The sequence below is a fragment of the Novipirellula aureliae genome, from assembly GCF_007860185.1.
Lineage (GTDB): Bacteria > Planctomycetota > Planctomycetia > Pirellulales > Pirellulaceae > Novipirellula_A > Novipirellula_A aureliae.
On the sequence record NZ_SJPY01000007.1, the window covers coordinates 447,359 to 470,241 of the forward strand.

16 protein-coding genes are annotated in these 22,883 nt (G+C 53.5%); 7 read left to right on the forward strand and 9 right to left on the reverse strand.

All coding sequences use genetic code 11. The features are described from left to right. Positions 1-30 precede the first annotated feature (30 nt). From Q31b_RS29405 to Q31b_RS21865, 3 genes are all read left to right on the forward strand, one after another. Positions 31-222: a transposase gene (locus Q31b_RS29405; RefSeq protein ID WP_261343876.1), complete on the forward strand. Its 192-nt coding sequence runs from the start codon at positions 31-33 to the stop codon at positions 220-222. A gap of 112 nt (positions 223-334) precedes the next feature. Then, positions 335-841 carry a ferritin gene (locus Q31b_RS21860; protein WP_197172017.1) on the forward strand — a complete coding sequence of 169 codons (507 nt, stop codon included), beginning with the start codon at positions 335-337 and terminating at the stop codon, positions 839-841. Between the two features lie 122 nt (positions 842-963). Further along, a complete protein-coding gene (locus tag Q31b_RS21865; RefSeq protein ID WP_146601769.1) occupies positions 964-1,827 on the forward strand; it encodes a hypothetical protein in 864 nt (287 codons plus the stop codon). Positions 1,828-2,201: 374 nt separating this feature from the next. Here Q31b_RS21865 and Q31b_RS21870 read toward each other — a convergent pair whose 3' ends face one another. After that, positions 2,202-4,928: a DEAD/DEAH box helicase gene (locus tag Q31b_RS21870; RefSeq protein ID WP_146601770.1), complete on the reverse strand. Its 2,727-nt coding sequence runs from the start codon at positions 4,926-4,928 to the stop codon at positions 2,202-2,204. Between the two features lie 1,192 nt (positions 4,929-6,120). Here Q31b_RS21870 and nifJ point away from each other — a divergent pair. Both nifJ and Q31b_RS21880 read left to right on the forward strand, forming a co-directional pair. Continuing rightward, a complete protein-coding gene (nifJ, locus tag Q31b_RS21875; protein WP_146601771.1) occupies positions 6,121-9,684 on the forward strand; it encodes a pyruvate:ferredoxin (flavodoxin) oxidoreductase in 3,564 nt (1,187 codons plus the stop codon). Positions 9,685-9,699: 15 nt separating this feature from the next. After that, positions 9,700-10,704 carry a dihydroorotate dehydrogenase-like protein gene (locus tag Q31b_RS21880; RefSeq protein WP_146601772.1) on the forward strand — a complete coding sequence of 335 codons (1,005 nt, stop codon included), beginning with the start codon at positions 9,700-9,702 and terminating at the stop codon, positions 10,702-10,704. Between the two features lie 190 nt (positions 10,705-10,894). Here the strand turns inward: Q31b_RS21880 and Q31b_RS21885 are convergent, their stop codons facing one another. From Q31b_RS21885 to Q31b_RS21895, 3 genes are all read right to left on the reverse strand, one after another. Beyond that, on the reverse strand, positions 10,895-11,206 hold the full coding sequence (locus Q31b_RS21885) for a carboxymuconolactone decarboxylase family protein (RefSeq protein WP_231617754.1): 312 nt from the start codon (positions 11,204-11,206) through the stop codon (positions 10,895-10,897). Between the two features lie 60 nt (positions 11,207-11,266). After that, a complete protein-coding gene (locus Q31b_RS21890) occupies positions 11,267-12,454 on the reverse strand; it encodes a glycosyltransferase family 4 protein (protein ID WP_197172020.1) in 1,188 nt (395 codons plus the stop codon). A 183-nt stretch (positions 12,455-12,637) separates the two neighbouring features. Continuing rightward, a complete protein-coding gene (locus Q31b_RS21895) occupies positions 12,638-13,777 on the reverse strand; it encodes a DUF1570 domain-containing protein (protein ID WP_146601774.1) in 1,140 nt (379 codons plus the stop codon). A 155-nt stretch (positions 13,778-13,932) separates the two neighbouring features. On the opposite strand from Q31b_RS21895, the gene Q31b_RS21900 reads away from it, so the two are divergent. Beyond that, entirely contained in the window at positions 13,933-15,207 is a 1,275-nt protein-coding gene (locus Q31b_RS21900) for a hypothetical protein (RefSeq protein WP_231617755.1), read from the forward strand. A 126-nt stretch (positions 15,208-15,333) separates the two neighbouring features. Continuing rightward, positions 15,334-16,359 carry a tRNA epoxyqueuosine(34) reductase QueG gene (gene queG / locus Q31b_RS21905; protein WP_231617756.1) on the forward strand — a complete coding sequence of 342 codons (1,026 nt, stop codon included), beginning with the start codon at positions 15,334-15,336 and terminating at the stop codon, positions 16,357-16,359. A gap of 87 nt (positions 16,360-16,446) precedes the next feature. Here the strand turns inward: queG and Q31b_RS21910 are convergent, their stop codons facing one another. The 5 genes from Q31b_RS21910 to Q31b_RS21930 all read right to left on the reverse strand — a co-directional run bounded on the left by Q31b_RS21910 (position 16,447) and on the right by Q31b_RS21930 (position 21,898). After that, entirely contained in the window at positions 16,447-16,773 is a 327-nt protein-coding gene (locus Q31b_RS21910) for a hypothetical protein (protein ID WP_146601775.1), read from the reverse strand. Between the two features lie 57 nt (positions 16,774-16,830). Further along, on the reverse strand, positions 16,831-17,985 hold the full coding sequence (locus Q31b_RS21915; RefSeq protein ID WP_231617757.1) for a hypothetical protein: 1,155 nt from the start codon (positions 17,983-17,985) through the stop codon (positions 16,831-16,833). 27 nt (positions 17,986-18,012) lie between these two features. Further along, a complete protein-coding gene (locus tag Q31b_RS21920) occupies positions 18,013-20,508 on the reverse strand; it encodes a protein kinase domain-containing protein (RefSeq protein WP_146601777.1) in 2,496 nt (831 codons plus the stop codon). Further along, on the reverse strand, positions 20,505-21,110 hold the full coding sequence (locus Q31b_RS21925; RefSeq protein WP_146601778.1) for an RNA polymerase sigma factor: 606 nt from the start codon (positions 21,108-21,110) through the stop codon (positions 20,505-20,507). Before Q31b_RS21925 ends, Q31b_RS21920 begins: the two co-directional genes overlap by 4 nt. Positions 21,111-21,505: 395 nt before the next feature. Continuing rightward, the gene (locus Q31b_RS21930; RefSeq protein ID WP_146601779.1) at positions 21,506-21,898 is read right to left on the reverse strand and encodes a hypothetical protein; all 393 of its coding nucleotides are present in this window, start codon (positions 21,896-21,898) and stop codon (positions 21,506-21,508) included. Between the last annotated feature and the right edge of the window lie 985 nt (positions 21,899-22,883).

The following is a 22,883-nucleotide window of genomic DNA, read 5'->3' on the forward strand; positions in this document are numbered from 1 at the left end:
TCGAGTCAAACCGATTAAATCGACAGCCCGGTGAGCCACCGGAGTTATACGTATGCTGCTTCGGCGGGAAAATTTCTTGATGCTTGGTGTACTCGAGCGATGCGAAGCAAAATCGAGCCAATGAAAGATCTTGCCAAGACGCTTCGTAAGAAACGAGACTTGCTTTTGAACTGGTTTCGAGCCGATGGGGCCTTGTCATCAGGCGTAGTGTCATCAGGCTAGCGTTTTGGCAACGATGACGCCTCCATCTGTATACTCTTCATTAGCGGAGAGCAATACGCTACGCTCTATAAAAGCAATTCGACATCACCAACCTGGGACATTGAGGCCAATCGTGAATAAAGAAATTGAAGCTGCGTTTAACGACCATTTGAACGCGGAATTGCACTCGTCGTACCTGTATCTGTCGATGAGCAACTATTTCGCGGCACAAAGCCTATCTGGAATGGAAAACTGGATGCGGTTGCAAGCCGACGAAGAACGTGCCCATGGAATGAAGTTCATCGACTTTATCAATGAACGCAACGGCCGGGTCATCCTGCAACAGATCGACACGCCTAAAGTCGAATGGAAAAACGCCCTCGAAGCTTTCCAAGATTCCTACGACCACGAATGTCTGATCAGTAGTAAAATCGACAAGTTGGTCGACTTGGCCACGAAACATAGCGATCATGCAGCGACAGCATTTTTACAGTGGTTCGTGAACGAACAGGTCGAAGAAGAAGCAGCCGCTCAGGCGATTGTCGATAAATTGAGGATGATTGGCGATCAACCGATGGGGCTGTTCATGATCGACGCCCAACTCGCTGGACGTAAGCCGGAAGAAGACTCGAACGAGTAATCCCTCGGATCCCTCGCGATTCCGCCCGATTCGTATTGCGGCTCACCGATTTCATTTGGTAACAGTCAAAGGTTGCCCACTAATTTGACTTCGATGACTTACGAATCCGAAGGAACGTACGGATGAAACCGTTTCTATTTTTGCTCGTCGCGACCACTACGCCGTTCCTATCGGTTCCGGTGACGGTTAAAGCGCAATCGGGCGTGAACGACGCGGCCCGCTTAAGAATGCGGCCAATCGGTTCGCCGAGCGCGATTGACAAATATCGCGTTCAAAACCGTTCGTATCCGTCGAACCAAGCAAGCCAATTCGAAACCCGGCAAACGGCACGGATGCAGCAGTATGGGATGCCAGCCCCGAGTGCTCCGATGTTGCCCCCAAGCTCGAGTTTGCCGCTCCCATCAGGTGGATTCAGTCCCCCATCAATGAATTCACAGCCAATGAATTCACAGCCAATGAATTCTCAGCCCACGGCAGCAGCTTCCCCTGGTAGCATGACGCAGCCCAATTCCCAGCCCAATTCCCAGCCCAATTCCCAGCCCAGTGTGCAGTCCAGCACGCCGGCTCCAAGCTCGAATCCACTTCAGCCGTCACAGAACCTGCTACCTCGAAATTCACCATCAAGCTCAAGTGATCTCGCACCTCTGATTCAACCGAGCTTGCAGCCTGATTATGCGACCATGAACAATTGCAATTGCATAACGGGTCCAAGTGGTTACTCGGTCGTCGATTGCGGTGTTTGCTCGCCGGTCAGCTACACGGCTCCTGTCGCAGCCGTTGCTGGCACGCCCACGCTCCCGACAGCGACTGCGCCCGTTGCCGGCCCACCGCAGATGCAGTCAGCTTCCGCTGCACCCATTGGATCATTGATCACGCTTGGCCAGGAAAGAAACTTGGTACAGGTCGGCCAAGGATTGTGGGGGCAACCCGTTGCCTACGTTCCCGGCCAAGGAATCCGCAATTGGCTCCGCTACTTCTTCCCCTAGCCCAGATGATTCATGGGCTTGCAAATTGTTTTGCTAACGTCTACGCCTTCAAGCGTTTACGTTCATTGCTCGAAAAACAGTCTGCGTATTAGCCGTTTTGGCGTTAGCGGCCTGTCGATTTAATCGTTTAACGCTTAGCCGAAGGCGTCAGCTTTTCCGTAAGCGGTCGCCTACGGCTTGGCGTTAAACAATAAGTCGAGTCAAACCGATTAAATCAGCAGGCCGCTAGCGGTAGGCAGAGACACGGGTGCTCAAAAGACACGGTTACATGAACAATCACTTGCATCGTTTCGTTCCCGACGCCAACGTCACCAAAACGGCAAAACCGATGCCTCAAATCGACCGGGACGAAATGACGAAAGCGTCAAGCCAGCTCACGAATCGAGCAGTTTCGCCAACGTCGTCGCTAACCCTCGAAGAGCGGTGTCGTCGGCTAGTGAGATCGTCAATTTCGGACGCCCCTGTTCGTCTCGTTCAACGCACTGCGACAATCTCTCGGTCAGCTTCACGACCGACTCTTCGGCTGGAGGATTTGTATCGGGGCCACTCATCAATTCACCCGCCAGTGACAAGGCGGCGGTAATCAATTGTCCCGACGCCGCTGATACCTTTTCTCGCTGCTCCACCAAGCGTTGCGTTTCCGCTTCGACACGTCGTTGTTGACTTTGGTCAAGTTCCGCCGGAGGCAGTGGATCGAGGATGACCTCTAAGCGACGTTTTAAATCCTCCATTCCACTAGTCATGGCGACCTCGGTCACGTCACTATTGTAGTCGATCGATGCATTCGCCAATTCTTGCTTCGATGCCAACGTATTCAATAGTTTTTCTTCGATCGAATCGCCACTTGTCACCATTTTGTAGACGTGTACCGGGTTCTCTTGCCCCATTCGATAAGCCCGTGCAATTCGTTGCTCCAACACCGCCGGGTTCCAAGGCAAGTCAACGTTGATGACCGTGTTGGCCGCTTGCAAGTTCAGACCGGTTGAACCAGCGTTGGTCATCAGGATCACGCGGCATTCGGGATCGGTTTGGAACCGATCGACCAATGCACCACGTTTCTTCTGGGGGACTTGACCGTCAAGCCGCACAAAGTCGGCACCTAGGTTGCTGAGTTTACGCTCGATCCGATCGAGCATTCGGCGCCATTCGCTAAACACGATGATTTTGCGGGAGGGATCGTCGATCAATCCATCGAGCAGTTCGCTCAAGCGTTCGAGTTTGCTGCTGTATTCAGGCTCTTCTTGATCGATCAAATAGGTACTATCGCAAGCCATCCGAGCCATTAGCAGTGATTTCTGCATCCGCAGCAAATCCATTTCGGTCATGAATCGCTTGTGGACGATCTGAGCAACGATTGCCATGTGCGAATCATGAATTTCCATCTGTTCCGCCGTTGGACTACAGCGAATAATTTCATCGGTACGCTGAGGCAATTGCTTCGCGACTTCGCTTCGCGTCCGCCGCAACAAAATCGGCGACAAACGTTCGCGAAGTTCATCGAGGCGCTGATAGCCAAGGGTCTTGCCGCGTTCGTCGACAACATGGTGCCGGTGAAAAAACTCATACGCTGGCCCAAGCCGTGTCTCATCAACAAACCGCGTGACGGTAAACAAATCACCCAAGCGATTCTCGAGCGGCGTTCCTGAGAGAACCAAGCGGAAGGGACTGTCGAGCTGCCGAACAACGTTGCTGGTTTTGGACTCCCAGTTCTTGATCCGTTGTCCTTCGTCGAGAATAATCAAATCCCAGGGCACCGCTTCAACGGCTGACAGATCACGAAGAATTTGTTCATAGTTGCAAATGGTAAAGAATTTGTCGCTGCGATATTGTTCGGCTCGATCCGCGCCACGACCGAGAACGATCTGCGAATCACGACCACTGAAACGAGAAATCTCGCTCCGCCATTGTGATTTCAGAGAAGCAGGACAGATCACCAAGACGCGTCTTATCTCGGCCAAACGATTCAAAAGCTCCGCGACCCCGATGCCTTGAATGGTCTTTCCAAGTCCCATATCGTCCGCCAAAATCGCCCGGCCTGCTCCAACGGCGAACGCAATCCCGTCGAGTTGGTAAGGCAACAGTTCGGCGTCCAGTAATTCCGTCCGCAGCGGATGGGTCGCAGGATCTTTGCGGATTTCTTGACACGCCTCGGCAACACGCTTTTGTACCAATTGCCGTTGGATGAAATCCTCGGCGTCGGGATAGATCGTCACATCGAAACCCGCTTGATCGAGTGCAGCAATGCGAGTCATCACGTCCTCAGCATCGATCATCGGGACGACCGAGCCGTTGCCTACGATTTCTTCGATGCGAGGATCGGATTTATGGGGCATGTTGAACAGCAAGCCACGCTCATTACCATAATCGATCCGAAGCGATAATTTTTTGCGTCGATATGGCTTGCCCAATTTCGATGGATTGAAACGCTGCTTCACTTTGGCTTGCACGTGCAAAATGTGTTTGCACGTGCGCAATCGATTGCCACGAAAGTCGGGGCAGGAGCAATAGGATTCGCCCGTTTCAAACGACCGCAGGGCAACACGGTACGTCCGCCCCGATTGCACACTGGTCACGACATAATCGGTCCAGGGGCAACCGGTATTGGTCGAACGAACCTTCATCTTTTCTTCTTCGGCTCGTTTCATTCGGTCCGACAAAGCTCGCTCGTTTAGTTCGTCGCGAGTCAAGTTCTCAAGCGGTACCGATTCATCAGGTGGCTGTGCTAATCCCAAGTCGGTTTTGGCGTTGAGCAAGTGATCGATCGCGGCTCCGAGATGAACGCAGGGAACCTCACAGCAATCGCAATTGGTTTGCAGCTGTTTGGACCGAGCGGATTGAAGTGTGATCGATGCAATCGCGATGCCACCGTCGACCTCAGGATCTTCGATTCGCACGCGATACAAATCGCCGCCAAGATAAACGTGATCATCCGATTCAATCTCAAACAGCCGTCCGCCATCGCGAATCAGATTTGCGCCTTCGTCACCAAGCAATTGGCAAGCTTGGAAATAGGTCAGAGAACCAAGGCGGCGATGAAACACGTTTCCCTTTTTCTTGGCCATTCCTTTGGTGCTGGATCCGTTTGCCGTGTTCGTCGTCATACGTTAAGTTCCCCCGTCGCGTGCTTGCAAATTCAAATGCTAGGAAGCGAGACCAGAGCCAAAGCAGACTCTAGCGACATTACGAATAGAACCATTCAACCGATAGAAATCAATACCATCCCTAACGACACCACGACACCACGACACCACGACACCACGACACAATTGGCTGGAGTGCACGGGCTAGAGTGCACGGACTGGAGTGCACGGGCTAGAGTGCACCTTGCGGATTGCAAGTGGTTTGGCATTCCATGTTAAAGCCAGTCAGGATCTCGGCTTCCCAGTTCTATCTTGGTAGACGAGGCATTCTATTTTGGCAAACGAGGCAGGCGAGGCAAACGAGGGCAACCGTTCTGCCTCAGGACCGTGCATGAGCGTTGGGGCATGAGCGTTGGGGCATGAGCGTTGGGGCTCGCCAAAAAACGAATGCAAAACGCACGGCAAAATCGCAACAAAGTCTGCCTGGGGTAAAGTCTGCCTGGGGTGTTGTTGCATCGCGTGACATGATGTGCCGTCCCATTGCCTTGCCGCACGCGTTTGCCTCGCCGCACGCGTTTGCCTTGCCGCACGCGTTTGCCTCGCCGCAGTCATTGGGCAATGCGGCGTTCCCGACGAAGTGCCATCTCCGCCTGTAGACGTGAGGCATTTGCAAGCAGCACGTCCTGGTAACAAGCAGCACGTCCTGGCAAGGCGCGATGCCAATGTCGAATTGCTGACGAGTGAAGTTTTGACGCCCCTAAAGCGACCCTAGAGAACGGAGTATGAATTCGACGGCCAGAATGGAGGTTCTATCGAAATTGGATGGTTCTTGCATTCCGCATCGGGTCATGATGAAAAAACCATTTTCACCTGCCCAAGAAGCTTTTCACCTGCCCGAGAAACGAAAAAATTCACCACCGTGCTGTTTTGCCGCAGGATGCAAGTCGCATTGGTGTTTTTGCCACGACCGAACGTTTGCCACCTGTTTTCCGTGTTGTTTTTTCACTTGGCGAATGATCTTGTGCGACATTCTGTCTTGCAATTTCAGCTTGACAATTGGCAAGAAAATGCACTCGCCCTTTTGACGCTTCGATCCACGACGGCCGCTCTTACCCATTCGATATTCGATACGCTAGGATGGAGGCCGCATTGCACAACTGCTTATGCACTTTATTTGAAACTGGCACTTGGCTTGAAACTGGAGAAACCGCTCATGGAAAACGGGTTTGTCACCGTCGATGGAAACGAAGCGACCGCCCGTGTTGCCTTTCTAACGAATGAGGTTATCGCGATCTATCCAATCACTCCCTCGTCGACGATGGGTGAATTGGCCGACGCTTGGGCAGCCAACGAACAAGAAAATGTGTTCGGCAGCGTTCCGCAAGTCATTGAAATGCAGAGCGAGGGTGGCGCCGCTGGGGCACTACACGGGTCACTTCAAGGAGGAGCCTTATCGACAACCTTCACGGCCTCGCAAGGCTTGTTGTTGATGATCCCCAACATGTTCAAGATCGCTGGTGAATTGACCTCGGCGGTCATCCATGTCGCTGCGCGCAGTTTGGCCACTCATGCACTTTCCATCTTTGGCGATCATAGCGATGTGATGTCTGTCCGCAGTACAGGCTTCGCGTTATTGTCATCGGCGTCGGTCCAAGAAGCTCACGATTTTGCCATGATTTCGCAAGCGGCAACCCTACGGTCTCGTGTTCCGTTTTTACATTTCTTTGACGGATTTCGAACATCGCATGAAGTCAACAAAATCGAGCCACTTTCCAAAGAGGACGTATTGAGCCTGATCGACATGCCGTCGGTATGGCAGCATCGCGAGCGGAGTCTCGATCCGGATCGGCCTGTCCTCCGCGGTACGGCACAAAACCCAGACGTCTTTTTCCAAGCGCGTGAAGCAGCTAACCCGTTCTACGCATCGACGCCGGATATCGTGCAAGTCGAGATGGATCGGTTTGCTCAAAAGACGGGGCGTCACTACAAACTGTTTGAATATGTGGGTGCCGCCGATGCCGATCGCGTGATGGTCTTGATGGGCTCGGGGATCGGTGCTGCGGAAGAAGCGGTGGAAGCGATGAACCGTTCGGGTGAGAAGGTTGGGCTATTGAAAGTCCGTTTGTTCCGTCCCTTTGACGTGAGTCGCTGCTTAGCAGAAATTCCCGATTCGGCCCACCGCATTGTCGTTCTCGATCGAACCAAGGAACCAGGAGCGATTGGAGAACCGCTCTATCAGGATCTCGTGACGGCTATCGCGGAATCATACAATCCGCTGAGCGAGCGAACGCCACTGGTCATCGGTGGTCGATATGGACTCGGATCGAAGGAGTTCACGCCAGCGATGGTGATGGCTGTTTTTGATGAATTGGCGAGCGACAATCCCAAACGGCACTTTACGATCGGCATTCATGACGACGTATCGCTAACCAGTTTGCCGTGGGACGAAGACAGGTTCAGTGAACCCGAAGATGTCACCCGCGCGGTGTTTTATGGACTCGGCAGCGACGGAACGGTAGGTGCCAACAAGAACTCGGTTAAGATCGTGGGCGAGAACACGCCGCTCTACGCTCAAGGCTACTTCGTCTACGATTCTCGCAAAGCCGGTTCGACAACGATTTCGCACTTGCGATTTAGCTCCCGTCCGATCCAGTCCACCTATTTGATCCGTCAAGCTAGTTTCGTTGCCTGCCATCAATTCGAATTGCTGCGGCGGATGGACGTGCTAGAGACCGCCGAAACCGGCGGCACGTTCTTGCTCAACAGTCCGTTTTCAAGCGATGAGGTCTGGGAGCAACTGCCGCTGGAAATGCAGAAGCAAATCATTGACAAGCAACTGAAGTTCTACGTCATCGACGCTGCAAAAATCGCTCGCGACGTGCAATTGGCTGGACGCATCAACATCGTCATGCAGACATGTTTTTTCGCCTTGGCAAAAGTGCTTCCGATCGACGAAGCGATCGTGCAAATCAAGAAAGCGGTTGAAAAAACTTACAGCAAACGAGGACCTGCCGTCGTCGAAAAGAATCTCAAAGCGGTCGACGTGACGCTGGATTCGCTTGGCCAGGTGACCGTTCCCGTAGCAACGAACAGTGAACTGCATCGCTTGCCTCCCGTGCCCGACTTTGCACCCGATTTCGTCAAACGGGTGACCGGGATGATCATTGCGGGCCAGGGCGACTTGCTGCCGGTGAGTGCTTTTCCCGTTGACGGCACCTTTCCGACGGGAACGGCAAAGTATGAGAAACGAAACATCGCAGAACTCATCCCTGTCTGGGATCCTGATATCTGTATCGAATGCGGGCTGTGTGCATTGGTGTGTCCCCACGCAGCCATTCGAACCAAGCAGTTCGACGTGATGCAATTGTCAGGCGCACCCGAGAATTTCAAAGTGCGTTTTGAAAAGAGCAAAGGAGATCCCAAAACGGCGATGACCGTTCAGGTCACCCCCGAGGACTGCACCGGTTGCGGCGTCTGTGTCGACGTTTGTCCCGCCAAGAGTAAAGAGTCCGTGAAGCACAAGTCGATCGACATGCTTCCCAAGAGCGAACATCTTGAAGCGGAAAAAGAGCGATTCGAGTTCTTTGCCAATATCCCAGAGAGGGATCGTACCGAACTGAAGTCGGCGACCGTCAAAGGGTCTCAGTACATGTTGCCGCTGTTTGAATTTTCAGGCGCATGCGCGGGGTGCGGCGAGACCCCCTATTTGAAACTGCTCTCACAGTTGTTCGGCGACCGGATGGTTGTCGCGAACGCGACCGGATGTTCATCCATTTATGGTGGCAACCTACCGTCGACACCTTGGACCACCAACGCCGACGGACGCGGTCCGGCTTGGTGCAATTCGCTGTTCGAAGACAATGCCGAATTTGGCCTTGGCATCCGTTTGGCACTCGATGGAAAACGCAACCGTGCTGAGCATTTACTCAACCGGCTCTCTTTAGAGATTGGCAGCGAATTGGCAGGCGACGTTTTCAAAGCGACGCAGAATAACGAACGCGAGATTCAAAATCAGCGGCAGCGGATCGCGCGATTAAAGGAATTGCTGAAGGGTAATGACTCGGCAGATGCAAATGAATTGTCGATGATCGCCGATTCGTTGGTCGACCGCAGTATGTGGATCATCGGCGGCGATGGATGGGCGTATGATATTGATTTCGGTGGTGTCGACCACGTTTTGTCGACAGGTCGAAACGTCAACCTATTGGTTCTCGACACAGGCGTTTATTCCAACACAGGGGGCCAAGCATCAAAAGCGACGCCGCGTGCAGCGACAGCCAAGTTTGCTGCGTTTGGACGCGAAGCCCACCGAAAAGACATGGGCCAAATGGCAATCGCCTACGGCAGTGTCTATGTGGCACAAATTGCAATGGGCGCCAATCCTGCTCAAGCGATCAAGGCGTTTCACGAAGCAGAATCATTCCCCGGTCCGTCACTGATTTTAGCTTACAGCCACTGTATCGCTCACGGCATTGACATGACCACAGGGATGGGACATCAGAAGGACTTGGTGAAGAGCGGTTTTTGGCCACTGTATCGATACGACCCACGAAACGCACGAACCGGCGAACATCCTTTCCGACTCGACAGCAAAAAGCCGACGATACCGTTTAAGGAAGTAGCGATGAAGGAGGCACGTTTTGCGATGTTGGCCAGGTCCAAGCCAGAGCGGGCGAAGGACTTGATGCAGCTTGCCCAACGCGACATCGACGAGACGTGGAAGTACTATTCCCAACTCGCGGGTGTCGAGAGAGAATACACTGATCTAACACCGTAACTCAAAAGGAATTCAATGGGTATCGATCTATCGACCACCTATCTAGGTTTAAAACTTGACAGTCCGCTCATTGCATCGGCCAGTCCGTTGACGGGGGACATCGAATCACTTCAAAAGTTGGAGCAAGCTGGCGCGTCGGCAGCAGTACTGCCGTCGTTGTTCGAAGAACAGATTGAACATGAGCGAGCCGAGATGGAACGTCTCGAGGAATTCCAAGCTGACTCCATCGCCGAATCGTTGAGTTTTTTCCCGCAGATCGACCATTACAATATCTCGATTGACCGGTACCTCAAACTGATTGCCGAAGCCAATTTGAATCTTAAAATGCCGGTGATCGCCAGTCTGAACGGAGCGACGCCCGGTGGCTGGGTTCGCTATGCCAAGTCGATGGAACAAGCTGGTGCGGCAGCGCTCGAGTTAAACATCTATTTCATTCCCATGGAAAGCGATGCCAACGCCGACGAGGTCGAAAACCAATACTGTGACTTAATCGACGCAGTCAGCGAATCGGTGCATATTCCAGTGGGAGTCAAAGTCGGCCCCTATTTTACGTCGCTTCCAAATGTCGTTCACCGGTTCGTCCAAGCGGGAGCGGATGGATTGGTTCTGTTCAATCGATACTTAGCGCCCGATATCGACTTGGAGTCATTGACATTTGAGCCAGCGTTGCAACTCAGTTCACCAGAGGAATTACGTGTAGCGCTGCGTTGGATTGCGATCCTCCGCGATCAAGTGGACGCTTCCTTTTGCGCAACCGGTGGTGTTCATCGTGTCGCCGATGTCGTCAAGTCGCTGTTAGTCGGTTCGGATGCTGTCATGGTTGCGTCGTCATTGCTTCAATGTGGACGTAGCCATTTGACCGAGCTAAGAACGGGCTTGGAGTCTTGGCTGAAAGAGCACGAATACGAGTCGGTCGAGCAAATCAAAGGGAGTATGAGCATGAAGAACTGTTCGAACCCCGAGGGATTGAATCGAGCGAACTACATGAAGGCGCTGACGTCTTACACGCGTTCACTTTAGTCGCCATTCGCTACGCGAAAGTTGAATTTTTTCGTAGTCGCAAAGCGACGGTAGGGAATAGCCTCGACGCAAGTCCGAGGAAATGGATCGAAACCGCGACTAACGTCCCGAAAGGGACGACAGGCTCCTCCATCCGCTATCGCCTCAATTGTCGCTCTGCTCTCCGAGCGGAACGACATTGTTTTTCGATCTAGGACTGTTTCTTCAAAACATCTTCGACCCAACTTCGAGCACGCATCATGGTTGGAAAGCCAATCGTTGGTCCGGAAAGCAGGGCAACGTGACGCAGATCATCAGCCGAACAGCCTGCTGCGAGTGCTTTTCGGCAATGCGAATGGGAGCCACCTTCTAGGCCAGCGGCGATGGAGATGCTTAGCTTGACGAGTGCAACTTCGCGATCCGATAATGGCCCGGCTTCCGCTGCCGCTTGGCCATACGCTTCGTACGCCTGCATCAAAGCAGGATGATCCGAGTGCATTTGTTTATAGGGACGAGGAATCATGATCGTTTTCCTTGGCGATTTCAGTGCGAAACATTCAGTGCGAAACATTCGGGGCACAGCTTATCCCAATCCTAACAATTTCCGATACACGTCGGATGTAGCTTTCGCCATCGCGCGATCAGAAAAGCAGCCTTTTTGCCGACGGAACGCAGCCTCGGACATCGTCCGCCAATCGATCTCGCCGCTAACCAGCGTTCGGATTTTATCAGCCAGACGGATCGGATCACGAGGCTCGGCCAACAATCCCTCTACACCGTCATTGACAGCTTCAGGAGTCCCTTCGACTCGAGTCGCGATCACTGGCACGGCTGCCGCCATCGCTTCGAGCACGACCATCGGCAAACCCTCGCCATAGAGGCTAGGCAGCACCATCGCATCCATCTTTACCAGTTCCGCTGGCACATCGCTGGTGAACCCCACTCTTTCAATACGATTCTCGAGCCCGAGGCGATGAATGAGCTCTTCGATCTCTGATTGGTAGGCGTCGGTTTCGAACGGACCGACAATGCGAAGCACAACATCAAGTCCCTCGCGTGCGAGCCGAGCAAGCGCTTCGAGAACGATCTCCAAACCTTTTCGTGGGCGCATCAATGCGACCATCCCCAAAACCCATCGTCCGCCCGGCTCCGGCACCCTCGTTCGCTCAGGCCGAATCGTCGGTACACCATTGTGAACGACCGTCACCTTTCTCTCATCCGCTCCTTGGGCAATTGCTTCGCAGCAGAGACTTTCGGATACCGTGATCAAATGCGAACAGCCATACAGAGAGAGTTTTTCGATGTTGTCGTTGATTCGATTCGACCATCGGTTGGACGAATCGCGGGCTGCTGGGCTATGAACGTGATAGACCCATGGAATGCCCGACAGCCGCGAGGCGACCGAAGCAATCATAGCAGAGCGTGGCGTATGGGCATGAAGCAAATCGTAACGGTAGGCTCGCACAAGATCTCGAACTCGAAACGCCGAACGCAGGTCGAATCGGTTTTGCATTTTCGCCAAATGGCAACGTCCCCAATCGCCGCCGTTCTCCTTGAGTACTTGCGGGAACTTTCCCGGTTTAATGCAGACGAAATCGGCTGTGATTCCGAACTCGGGTAAACAGCGTCCCAGATGGGATTGGACTCGCTCGGCACCCGCAAAGTGTTCGCCGTTGATGACATGAAGTACCTTGGCGACAATCGGCTTGTTAGGCCCTACATTGGGATTCAAGTCAGAAGTGGCTAGCTCGCTCGTGATACTATCAATCATGGTTTGTTCTATTGGAGGCTGATCTCGGAAACGTTCCACCCAACTGTGGGTCATTTTCATGGTGGAGGCATCCACCAAACCGCTCGATCGATCGGTGCAGGCAGCACCGTGTAGCGATCATTCCGTTTATCGTGGTCGATCCTCGAATACGCGGTGTGAAGTGGTGTTATCGAGTGCCGAAGGCTACATTTTTCGTAGAAACCACATCACTCGATTACTGAAATCTTGGATGTTCATTCCGACAATTTTCTCAAAATCGGCAATCCGTTGAGCGCGTTGGTAAACCACCAGGGGTGGTCTTGAAGCGGTATGGTTCAAAATCGCTGTAAACTGCTTCGGTTGTCGTTCGGCTAAGTAGAACATGGCCGCCCAAGACGTGGCGTACGCGTAATCGATTTTCGCTGGATCCTCGAACCACTCTTCTCCGCCGACCAAGCTGCGCATTGCCAGAGCAAATTCGGTGTTCTCTTTGGGACCGACCCACTTCTTGATAACCATCATACTTTCTAAGTTCGCACGTTCCCGCCGCTGCGATGCCGATTGCGAGGTCAACATCCCTTCCGGCTCAAACATTTGTCCGATGCCTTCGGTGATCCATCGAGGGGTATCGTTGACTCGGCTATGAACGCCGCTATTGAAAGCGGATTGATGGGCTGCTTCATGCCGTACGGTTTCCGCAATCATCGACGAGTGACCACCGTCGTGCGTGATGACGCGGTTCGATAGGATCGAGTAGACGCCGGAAACACGAGACATATCGATCTTTCGTTTTCGAAATTCGTTGTACATCGCGACCTCATCAGGAAACACGACTGCCACCATCGGAAAGCGACCTTGACGGATGTTGACCCCGCGACGAGTCATATAGCTTATGAAACCACGATGCGATTTCTCGAATAAATCAGGCCACTGATTGCCTCGCCCACGAGGCTGGACAACCAAAAAGTTCTGAGTCGTCAAGACTTCAAAGTAAGCTCCAAACTCACTTTGCAATTGATTTCTCAATTCGGAGACGGATGCGGGTTGGTATGGTTCTCCGAGTTCTCGAATTTGCGATTGCTGATCTCTCGGGTCCACCGTATGAAGCCCCCCGTCGCGACCAATCAGCAGCATTTCATGGGCGAGTGATACCAGTTTCATCCCCTCATATCGCTGGCCTTCGACCGAAAACTGGATCAACGAAGGGACCTGAGCTTTCACGGTCACCGTGCCTCCCAAACACCCGACTACGACCACCACGACAAAAACGATGGCGTTGCGGAACGGAGCCAGAGCCCAAGCCGCGGTTCTTCCGAGCCCGAAGCGAGGTTGTTCAAGATGCATACATTTCTTCCCAGGGAGTGTACGGAGATGATGAAGCCTAGGTTAGAATTCATGCCGAGGATGGGTTAGAATGTGGACTTGAAATCTCATACGATCCGATCGGCTGATCGACTAGAGGGATTGGAGCAATAAAGATGATTATGCAAACACGAAACATGACGTCCACGAAGTGGCTATGCCTAGGTTTGGCGGCGGTCTTGCTAGGTATTCCTTGCGCTCGCGCGGCGGATGAGATGCCCTCGGATTTCAAATCAGACGTTTTGGAATGGGTCGACCAACTTGATGGTCCGACGGTTTCGGAGCGAAAATTGGCTGAACGCTCCTTGATCGAGGCGGGCCCCAAGGCGCTCGCCTTTTTGCCGGATTCCGATGCCAATCTTTCAATCGAAGCGTCTGATCGTTTGAAGCGGGTCCGCCAGTTACTTGAATCAGCCAAAGCGGAACAGCAAACCGAAGCGATCACGATTCGGCTCGATCAAGTCACGACATTGTCCGAGGCACTCGAAGCAATTAGCCGAGATAGCGAGATCGAATTTGACTACGATGGCGACAAAACGGTACCAGTAGAAAGTGTCACGACCCCTCTTTCATTTTGGCACGCCGTCGATTTTGTTTTGGACCAAGCTGACTTGGACATTAACTTTTACGGTGGCAATCGAGACACCTTGCAATTGGTTCACCGATCCGCTGGCCGCCCTTCACGAGTCGACTCCGCCGCTTATACCGGAGTTTATCGCATCGAACCGACCGCGGTAACATCGCGGCGTAGTTTGAATCAACCTGACCTGAGTGCATTGAACCTCGGTTTGGAAATTAGCTGGGAACCCCGTTTGACGCCGATCGGATTGAGTATCCCCATTCCATTGCTGCGAGGAAAACTCGACGATGGTGCGACCTTAAAACCACAGCAGTCAGCGAATACGATCGAGATTTCCACAGGTGGCGAGATTGCGCAGAGCGAGTTCTTTTTGCCGATGCAATTGCCAGCGGGCCAACCCGAGAAGATCGCAAACCTTTCCGGGGTCATTAAAGCTCTGCTGCCGGGGAAAAGAGAGACGTTTGAGTTATCACTCCGCGAGACCGGAGCCAAGGAGAAAATCGATTCGATGGAGGTGATGATTGAGTCGGTTCGAAAAAATGGTCCGCTACATGAAATCCGTGTCGGCGTTCAACTTGAGGATGCTGGTCGGTCGCTCGAGAGTCATCGGCAATGGATTTTTGAAAATCGTGCCTTTGTGCGGCGTGCAGACGGATCAAAAGCCGAGCATCTGGGGTACGAGGTTTATCGCCAATCGTCCGCTGGTGTTGGCATCGGCTACCTGTTCGACTTAGGCGATTCGGTTTCCGATTCGACATTTATCTATGAATCGCCAACGGCAGTCGTGGAAAACGAAGTGTCGTTCCTGTTACAAGATATCCCACTACCGTAAGAGGTCGTGCCGTTTTTAAGTTCATCTGAGTCAACAACTTAACCACCTCTCCCAAACTTTGTTTGGGGGAGGTGCAGCAAACGTAAACGCTTGTGAATAAGCACTTGAAAACCACACAACCTCCCCATGCCTAAACCACCAGTCTCCGAATCTGACCCGAGCGGGCTAGCGTCTGATGCATTCATGCGATTCTTGCGCCAGCAAGCGACCGCATTGGGATTCGTTAAGCTGGGCATTGCTCCAGCGATCGAGATTTCAGGTTTCTCGAATTTGGCTAAATGGGTCGATGCGGGTTATGCAGGCCAAATGACTTACATCGCTGATCGACTTGACGCGTATCGGCATCCAAGCGGAGTACTCGAGGGATGTCAATCGGTGATCGCGCTCGCCTATCCCTACCCCGCAACGCCAGTGATCGATCAAAGTGAGCTATCCAAAGGGGCGGGGAAGATCGCTCGCTATGCATCGACAGGCAACGATTATCACGATGTGATTCATCCCAAGTTAAAATGCCTGTGCAAAACGATTCGCAGGTGGAAGCCAGAATCAAAAGCAAGGGGCGTTGTTGATACGGCACCGATGATGGAGCGTCAATTTGCTGAGCTAGCCGGAATCGGTTGGCGAGGCAAGAACACGCTACTACTCAACAAAGAACTCGGCAGTTACTTTTTTATCGCCTGCGTATTGACCGATGTGGAATTGCCCACCGATTCACCCCATCACACTTCGCATTGTGGAACCTGTACCGCATGTTTGGATGCATGTCCGACGGACGCGTTTGTGGGGCCGGGTGTCCTCGATGCCACTCGTTGTATCAGCTATTTGACGATCGAGCATCGAGGAGCGATTGACGAGAAGTTGCACGAAGGAATAGGCGATTGGGTTTTCGGATGTGACGTTTGCCAAGAGGTGTGTCCGTGGAACCGTAAACCTGCCCGACATCGCGGCTCAAACAATCCTCTGCCTAGTGAACTGCCGCTTAGAACCTTATCGCTTTCATCCGCGCTTGGTGAGACCGAGGAATCCTTTCGGCGAAAGTATCGCAAGACAGCCCTTTGGCGAACTCGCTTAGCAGGGATACAGCGTAACGCAAGGATCGTCATTCGGAATCAAGTAGCCGAGTCTCTCCGAGACTCGCAACATCCCAAGTAGCCGAGTCTCTCCGAGACTCGCAACATCCCAAGTAGGCAAGTCTCTCCGAGACTCACAACATCCCAAGTAGGCGAGTCTCTCCGAGACTCACAACATCCCAAGTAGGCGAGTCTCTCCGAGACTCACAACATCCCAAGTAGGCGAGTCTCTCCGAGACTCGCAACATCCCAAGTAGGCAAGTCTCTCCGAGACTCGCAACATCCCAAGTAGGCGAGTCTCTCCGAGACTCGCAACATGGAGTAGCCAAGTCTCCTTCGGGGTCGAAATTGGTTTTTCGTCAGTTTTCATGGATGTCGCTACGCCCAATCCACGGCTAATGGCTGTTAACTCTTCAAAGTAATCGTGGCGCTCGCTGAGAAGTGTCATCGTTCCGTTGAAAAAGTGCTCACCTTGGACAGCGTTGTTGGATACCATGAGGCGGTTATCTCTGATTCCTACGGAGTTATCTTGTTTTCTTGATGGCAGAATCGATCAAGGATTTGCAGCCATCATGTCGGAGGTATCAACCGTTAACCGCCGGCCTGACAAACCATCCGTTCCCTCCAACTCCCAAAAGCCTCCCCCCGCATAGGTAATCTGAAATTCGCCTTTGATGATCCCCGTCCAGCGTCCCCCTTTTGGCAGTGTTTCCGCAGGCTGGAGACCTTCAAGCGTAACGGTTGCGGAACGAAGGTCTTGAGAGACACGGACCGACAGGCTCTTATAGTCGATCCATTTACCAACTTGATTGCGATTCCCCCGTAGATTGTCATCGATTGCCAAACGCAGCTTTGCTTCGATCCGAGTGGGCAGGGTTGTGGTACTCATGCTCGCCTTTTCGGAAGCAGGATGCTCATTCACTGCACCCACGGCTACAGCATTTACGTGAGATGGATTCGGTTGAGCGAGCTTCACGACTTCATCGAGACGAGCTTCCACATCGTTCCGTTGGCTCGTCAGCGTGTTGATTCTCTCCCAGTCCTTCGCCTGTACGGCCACGCGCATATCCGCCTCAATCTTTTGCTTTTGAATCATCAGCGGTTCCGCAATGGTTCCCTGGAGCATCTGTTCAAGTTCGTGTCGGAGGGCATTGGCTTCTTTCGAAAACCGTTGTTTGGTTTCTTCATCCACCGGTTTGCCGGCATTTTCGCGAAGGAAGGCGACACTATATTCCTGGTAGGCAGTCATGCGTTCTAAAGCACCCGGAGGGATCGGTTTGAACTTGAGCCCTACCGCTTCAGAAACGGCGGCGGGAAACGCATACCGGAATTCATCCTCGAACCGCGGCGCGCCGTTCGTTGAACCAGTGGCGTCGGGCTCCGCATCTTGCGTTGTCTCGGCCAAATTTCTTAGCTTGGCCTCGGAGATGCCGAAAATCCGTAACAACAAGAGCGCCTGCGATTTTTGCGCTGACGGATTCTCGATGTGGGCTTTCCAGACATAATCAATAAATTCCGGCGACGGGTCGCCAGAGGTTCTCAGGATGGCTGCCTGCATGATGGGCGACAATTGATCGTAGTGCTCCCGCATGGCGTTCTGGCCATCCCCAAACGTTGCCTTGAACGTCTCCAAGCCCAGTGCGGCGAACATCTGTTGGCTATTCGTCACCCCGGAGGCCGCGCAGGATTTCAGAAAGTTGTCAGCCACAACGGATCCTGAATTCGATGTTGAAATTTATTGTACCAGCTTGTAGCGAATCTTCACCCCGCGCGGGTATTCCACGACTTCGATTAAGCGCAAAATTCCTGCAGTGCCGTCTGATGTTTTAAATGCGTAGATGGCGCTTGGCAACTTGCCCCTCCGTCCAAACGGAACGGCGAACAAATCGGGTTCTTCCGCTGCCAGACGATGCTCTTCTTTCTGAAGTGTTTCCGAAATCTTTTCTGGCGTGATTTCATTCCACTCGGAACCGGTGATGGGAGCGCCGATGACGTTGATTCCGAACAGCACGCCCGTTCCCGCCTTGACTCCGGAAAAATCGGCACCCGAGTTATCTGCCCATGTCTTCCACGCGTCTTGATCGGCGTTCTTCAAACGGTCCGGCGGTGTCAGATGCATTCCGTCGTCAATATCGAAAAACCAATCGCGTCCTTCGCTGTCGTCACTAATTACTCGCTCAATGTCCGGCCCTAAAACCGCACCATTTGTGTGCGATGAGCTGCGCCGCACAATCTTGTAGCGAATTTTCACGCCGGGCGGGTCGTCAGTGAAGCCAGTGATTTGCAGGAGGCCGTAGGAACCTTCGCGCGTCTTGAACAACCAGACAACTGTCTGATGCGATTGATCCCGTTGCTTGAGCTTGGTGATATTGGGGAGCGTGAGATTCCTGGCCTTGATTTCAGCATCCAAGGTCTCCTTCAACTCGGCTGGCGTCATGTGGTCCCAGGCGCGTTCCGAAGCGCTGGTCTTCAGAACATCAATCCCTTGGAACGCCCCATCCACGACGATGTCATCCACTTGATGTAGCCAGATTCTGCCATCCGCGCCGTTCCTCCGCGCCCACTCACTCCAGGGGATGTCCAGTCCTTCGGGTGGCGTCAGGTATCGTCCTGTTTCCAGGTCCAGATAGACACCCGAACCTCCATTGGCTCGCGTCGCAAGCCCCCGCTCGATCACCGGGGCGAAGAAGGTATGAGTAGCCAGCGTTGCGTGATCTCCGACGTCGGTCCCTTCGGCTTCGCCGTCGCCAGCGGTTGTGTTGGGGGAGGCAGCAGCGGTGCCTGAAGCCTTCTTTGGTCGATATTCGATTTCCAATCCACCGTCGCCGGTCGGTCCCATGTGTTTCACATCGAACGTCTTGCCCTCGGCCGTGGTGACGTCAGGCAAAAGACGCGGCGGAGCTTCCGCCGCCTGCCAAAGAACCATTCCCAGCAAACTCATGCAAACGGTTGCGATCATGACGACTCCAAAAGAACGGGGTGAGGTTGAAAAGAAACGACTTCCACCGGATTGCGGCACGAGTGAAGCCGGCAACGGTTCAGTGGTGGGTTGCTGGACATGAGCGAGACATTTCCCCAACAACCCGGCGACTTCCGCCGCCGACCCGTAGCGGTCGTCGGGTTGCTTCGACATGAGCTTGCCGATGACCCGACATAGCCACTCGGGGATGTCAGGATTGGTCTCGCGGATTGGTTTGGGATCTTCGTCGGTGATGCGTCGCAGCACGCCGAAGCTGGTCTCGGCCCGAAACGGCGCGTGACCTGTACACATTGCGTACAACACGCTGCCGAGGCTGAACAAGTCGCTCCGTTGGTCGACCGACTTGCCACTCGCCTGCTCGGGCGACATGTATTGTGGTGTGCCGGCAATGACGCCCGTTCTGGTCATGCTGGCATCGTCTGCAGCTCGGGCAAGCCCGAAGTCGGTCAGCTTCACACGCTCGACGCCATCGGCAAGCAGGATGTTGGCCGGCTTCACGTCGCGGTGAACAAGTCCTTGTGCATGGGCGGCCGCTAGCCCCGCTGCGGTTTGCACCGCGACCCGCAGAATCTCGACCAGCGCCAGCGGTCCATCTTCATCAATTCGGCGTTGCAAAGACGGTCCTCGCACATAAGGCATGACGAGATAGGGGAGACCGTCGGTATCCGCGACGCCGTGGATTTCGACCACGTTGTCGTGAACGACTGCGGCGGCCGCTTGGGCTTCACGAGAGAATCGCTTTCGTGCCGTTCCGCTGCCGCCAAGATGCGGCGCAAGAACCTTGATTGCAACGTATCGATTCAACGCCCCATCAAACGCTTTGAGTACGACGCCCATTCCGCCAGAGCCGACAACTCCTGCGACTTCATACGTCCCGAGACGGCCGAGCATCCGCTCGTCATCCGTCGGTGCCAGAAGCTTGAGCACTGCGTCGTGGCCCGGCGGCGCTAGGCCACACGTCATCGCGAGCTCCGGATCGCGCGACCGGATGTCGTCGGCGGGCGGGAACTCTGATTTCAGCTTTGTGATGAGACTACCCAATTCCGCTCGTATGTCCTCCGCCTCAGCGTCGGAATTGCGCCGAAAGGCGTCCATCCGTTTGCTTCCGTCGACGGCTTGTTCCAGTCTGGCTTGGCAGTCGACGCAGCCGTCCAAATGCATGATCAGTTCGGTCTGCTCGTTCTCGGGCAGAGTACCGTCGAGCAGTTCCCGTAGGCAAGACGGATCGGGGCATGCCTGCTTGGCAGTCATGATTCGGATTCCTTTTCGACTCTTTGGATGGTTTGTTTCAATTGGTCCAAGACACGGCACTTGGCGGTGTAGACAGCGCCCACGCTCATGTCCAAGGCTTCGGCCACGTCTTTGGCGGATAGGCCTTCCACGCCGGTCTTCCAGAACGCCTGCCATGTTCTCTCTTCAAAATCGTTGCGGATATGGCGAACGGCCCACCCGAAGACGCTTTGGCGATACTCGCTCTCCCATGTCTGCTGGGAACCGTCATCGGCCGATTCTTCCTCCAACAGTCGGTGGACCGCCGTATCCGCCGAACCCACCGGTTGCCGAGATCGAGTCTCATGCAGGTCGGCCAGGCTATTTCGGGTGACCGCCAGTAGCCATCCGCGAAACGAGCCCAACTGACGATCACACTGAAACCCGCGAATAGAACGACTCACCTTGCCAAAGACGTCTTGCGTCACGTCGGCCGCGTCGGCGTCTTGTAGGCCGCGTTTTCGCAGGAATCCGTAGACAACTGGCGTGTAGATCTCCACAAACTCGAACCATGCTTCCGTATCCTCCTGCATATCGCGTAGCCGAACGAGCAGGCTGAATCGAGTTGCGTGTGGATCATTCATAAAACACGAAGCCGGACAAGAATTGAAGCAAAGCGAGCCCCTCCAAGAGATAACACCCTGATTTTTTCGGAAACCTTACAGGAATCCTAGAAAAAACCAATTATTGGATCAGGCTCGCGGTTTGTCCACTTCGGGCAGTCTTCGGCCGTGAATCGCCATAACGTGAGTGAGGAAGGCGACTCTGAAGAATTGGAGAAAGACGCCCGTTGGCAACCCAGGGCCTCGCTCGCAGAAGCGGTCCATTCTGCGAGATTCGGTCCCGATGGGAAAACATTGCTCACCTGGAACTCCAACAACAACGTAGCCACGCTTTGGGAGGTTGCCGCGGGCAACGAGCGCCCTTTCGTGACCCTCTTCACGCAGGACGGTAAGACATGTTCACGGTTGAGGAACGCCTACTGCTTCGATGGATCACGCCAGGACAGCCACGCTAGCTCAGAGCAGAAGGGGGAGGCCGGGAGGCTCTCTCGGTTGTAGAGTAAGCCATCTTGAGGCTGATTGAGGCAGGCATAACGAACCGCCAACGGAGTACTCACCTGTTGACTGGAAACCTGAACGGTTTTACCAACGATACGGGCTTCCGCAGGATACCACTGACCATCTGCCCCCGCCAATTCAAAGTGGGGAATCGTCTGAACGGCAATTTCCTGAGGCTTCGCGAGTCCGGTTTTACTGCCAGCCATTAAACCACTATCCGCATGACGGAAGGTGACCGTAACGACTGCTCCTGTAATCACGCCAATGGACGCGAATAAAAACCGGGGAAGGGGCTTTTGTCGGTTTGCCATTCTTGGCGTTCATTCGCTTGATTCGCGGGCAAATTTTGACCACATTCGAAATGCCCAGAAGGAAGAAGATTTTCTGCCCGCTAATCACGCTAATGGACGCGAATAAAAACCAGGGAAGGGGCTTTTGTCGCTTTGCAATTATTAGCGTTCATTCGCATGATTCGCGGGCAAATTTGGACCCCATCGGAAATGCCCAGAAGGGGAAGAGTTTCTGCCCGCTAATCACGCCAATGGACGCGAATAAAACCGGGGAAGGGGCTTTTGTCGGTTTGCCATTCTTAGCGTTCATTCGCTTGATTCGCGGGCATATTTAGACCACATTCGAAATGCCCAGAAGGGGAAGATTTTCTGCCCGCTAATCATGCTAATGGACGCGAATAAAAACCGGGGAAGGGGCTTTTGTCGACTTGCAATTCTTAGCGTTCATTCGCTTGATTCGCGGGCATATTTAGACCACATTCGAAATGCCCAGAAGGGGAAGAGTTTCTGCCCGCTAATCATGCTAATGGACGCGAATAAAAACCAGGGAAGGGGCTTTTGTCGGCTTGCAATTCTTAGCGTTCATTCGCTTGATTCGCGGGCAAACTTAGACCACATCCGAAATGCCCAGAAGGGGAAGAGTTTCTGCCCGCTAATCATGCTAATGGACGCGAATAAAAACCGGGAAAGGGTCTTTTGTCGGCTTGCAATTCTTAGCGTTCATTCGCTTGATTCGCGGGCATATTTTGACCACATCCGAAATGCCCAGAAGGGGAAGAGTTTCTGCCCGCTAATCACGCCAATGGACGCGAATAAAAACCGGGAAAGGGTCTTTTGTCGGCTTGCAATTATTAGCGTTCATTCGCTTGATTCGCGGGCAAATTTTGACCACATTCGAAATGCCCAGAAGGAGAAGATTTTCTGCCCGCTAATCACGCTAATGGACGCGAATAAAAACCAGGGAAGGGGCTTTTGTCGCTTTGCAATTATTAGCGTTCATTCGCAT

Excerpts from the sequence above, each read along its gene's own strand:
- Q31b_RS21865 (WP_146601769.1), top strand. The coding sequence starts at position 964 with ATGAAACCGTTTCTATTTTTGCTCGTCGCGACCACTACGCCGTTCCTA.
- Q31b_RS21870 (WP_146601770.1), bottom strand. The coding sequence starts at position 4,928 with ATGACGACGAACACGGCAAACGGATCCAGCACCAAAGGAATGGCCAAG.
- nifJ (WP_146601771.1), top strand. The coding sequence starts at position 6,121 with ATGGAAAACGGGTTTGTCACCGTCGATGGAAACGAAGCGACCGCCCGT.
- Q31b_RS21880 (WP_146601772.1), top strand. The coding sequence starts at position 9,700 with ATGGGTATCGATCTATCGACCACCTATCTAGGTTTAAAACTTGACAGT.
- Q31b_RS21885 (WP_231617754.1), bottom strand. The coding sequence starts at position 11,206 with ATGATTCCTCGTCCCTATAAACAAATGCACTCGGATCATCCTGCTTTG.
- Q31b_RS21890 (WP_197172020.1), bottom strand. The coding sequence starts at position 12,454 with ATGATTGATAGTATCACGAGCGAGCTAGCCACTTCTGACTTGAATCCC.
- Q31b_RS21895 (WP_146601774.1), bottom strand. The coding sequence starts at position 13,777 with ATGCATCTTGAACAACCTCGCTTCGGGCTCGGAAGAACCGCGGCTTGG.
- Q31b_RS21900 (WP_231617755.1), top strand. The coding sequence starts at position 13,933 with ATGACGTCCACGAAGTGGCTATGCCTAGGTTTGGCGGCGGTCTTGCTA.
- queG (WP_231617756.1), top strand. The coding sequence starts at position 15,334 with ATGCCTAAACCACCAGTCTCCGAATCTGACCCGAGCGGGCTAGCGTCT.
- Q31b_RS21910 (WP_146601775.1), bottom strand. The coding sequence starts at position 16,773 with ATGGTATCCAACAACGCTGTCCAAGGTGAGCACTTTTTCAACGGAACG.
- Q31b_RS21920 (WP_146601777.1), bottom strand. The coding sequence starts at position 20,508 with ATGACTGCCAAGCAGGCATGCCCCGATCCGTCTTGCCTACGGGAACTG.
- Q31b_RS21925 (WP_146601778.1), bottom strand. The coding sequence starts at position 21,110 with ATGAATGATCCACACGCAACTCGATTCAGCCTGCTCGTTCGGCTACGC.
- Q31b_RS21930 (WP_146601779.1), bottom strand. The coding sequence starts at position 21,898 with ATGGCAAACCGACAAAAGCCCCTTCCCCGGTTTTTATTCGCGTCCATT.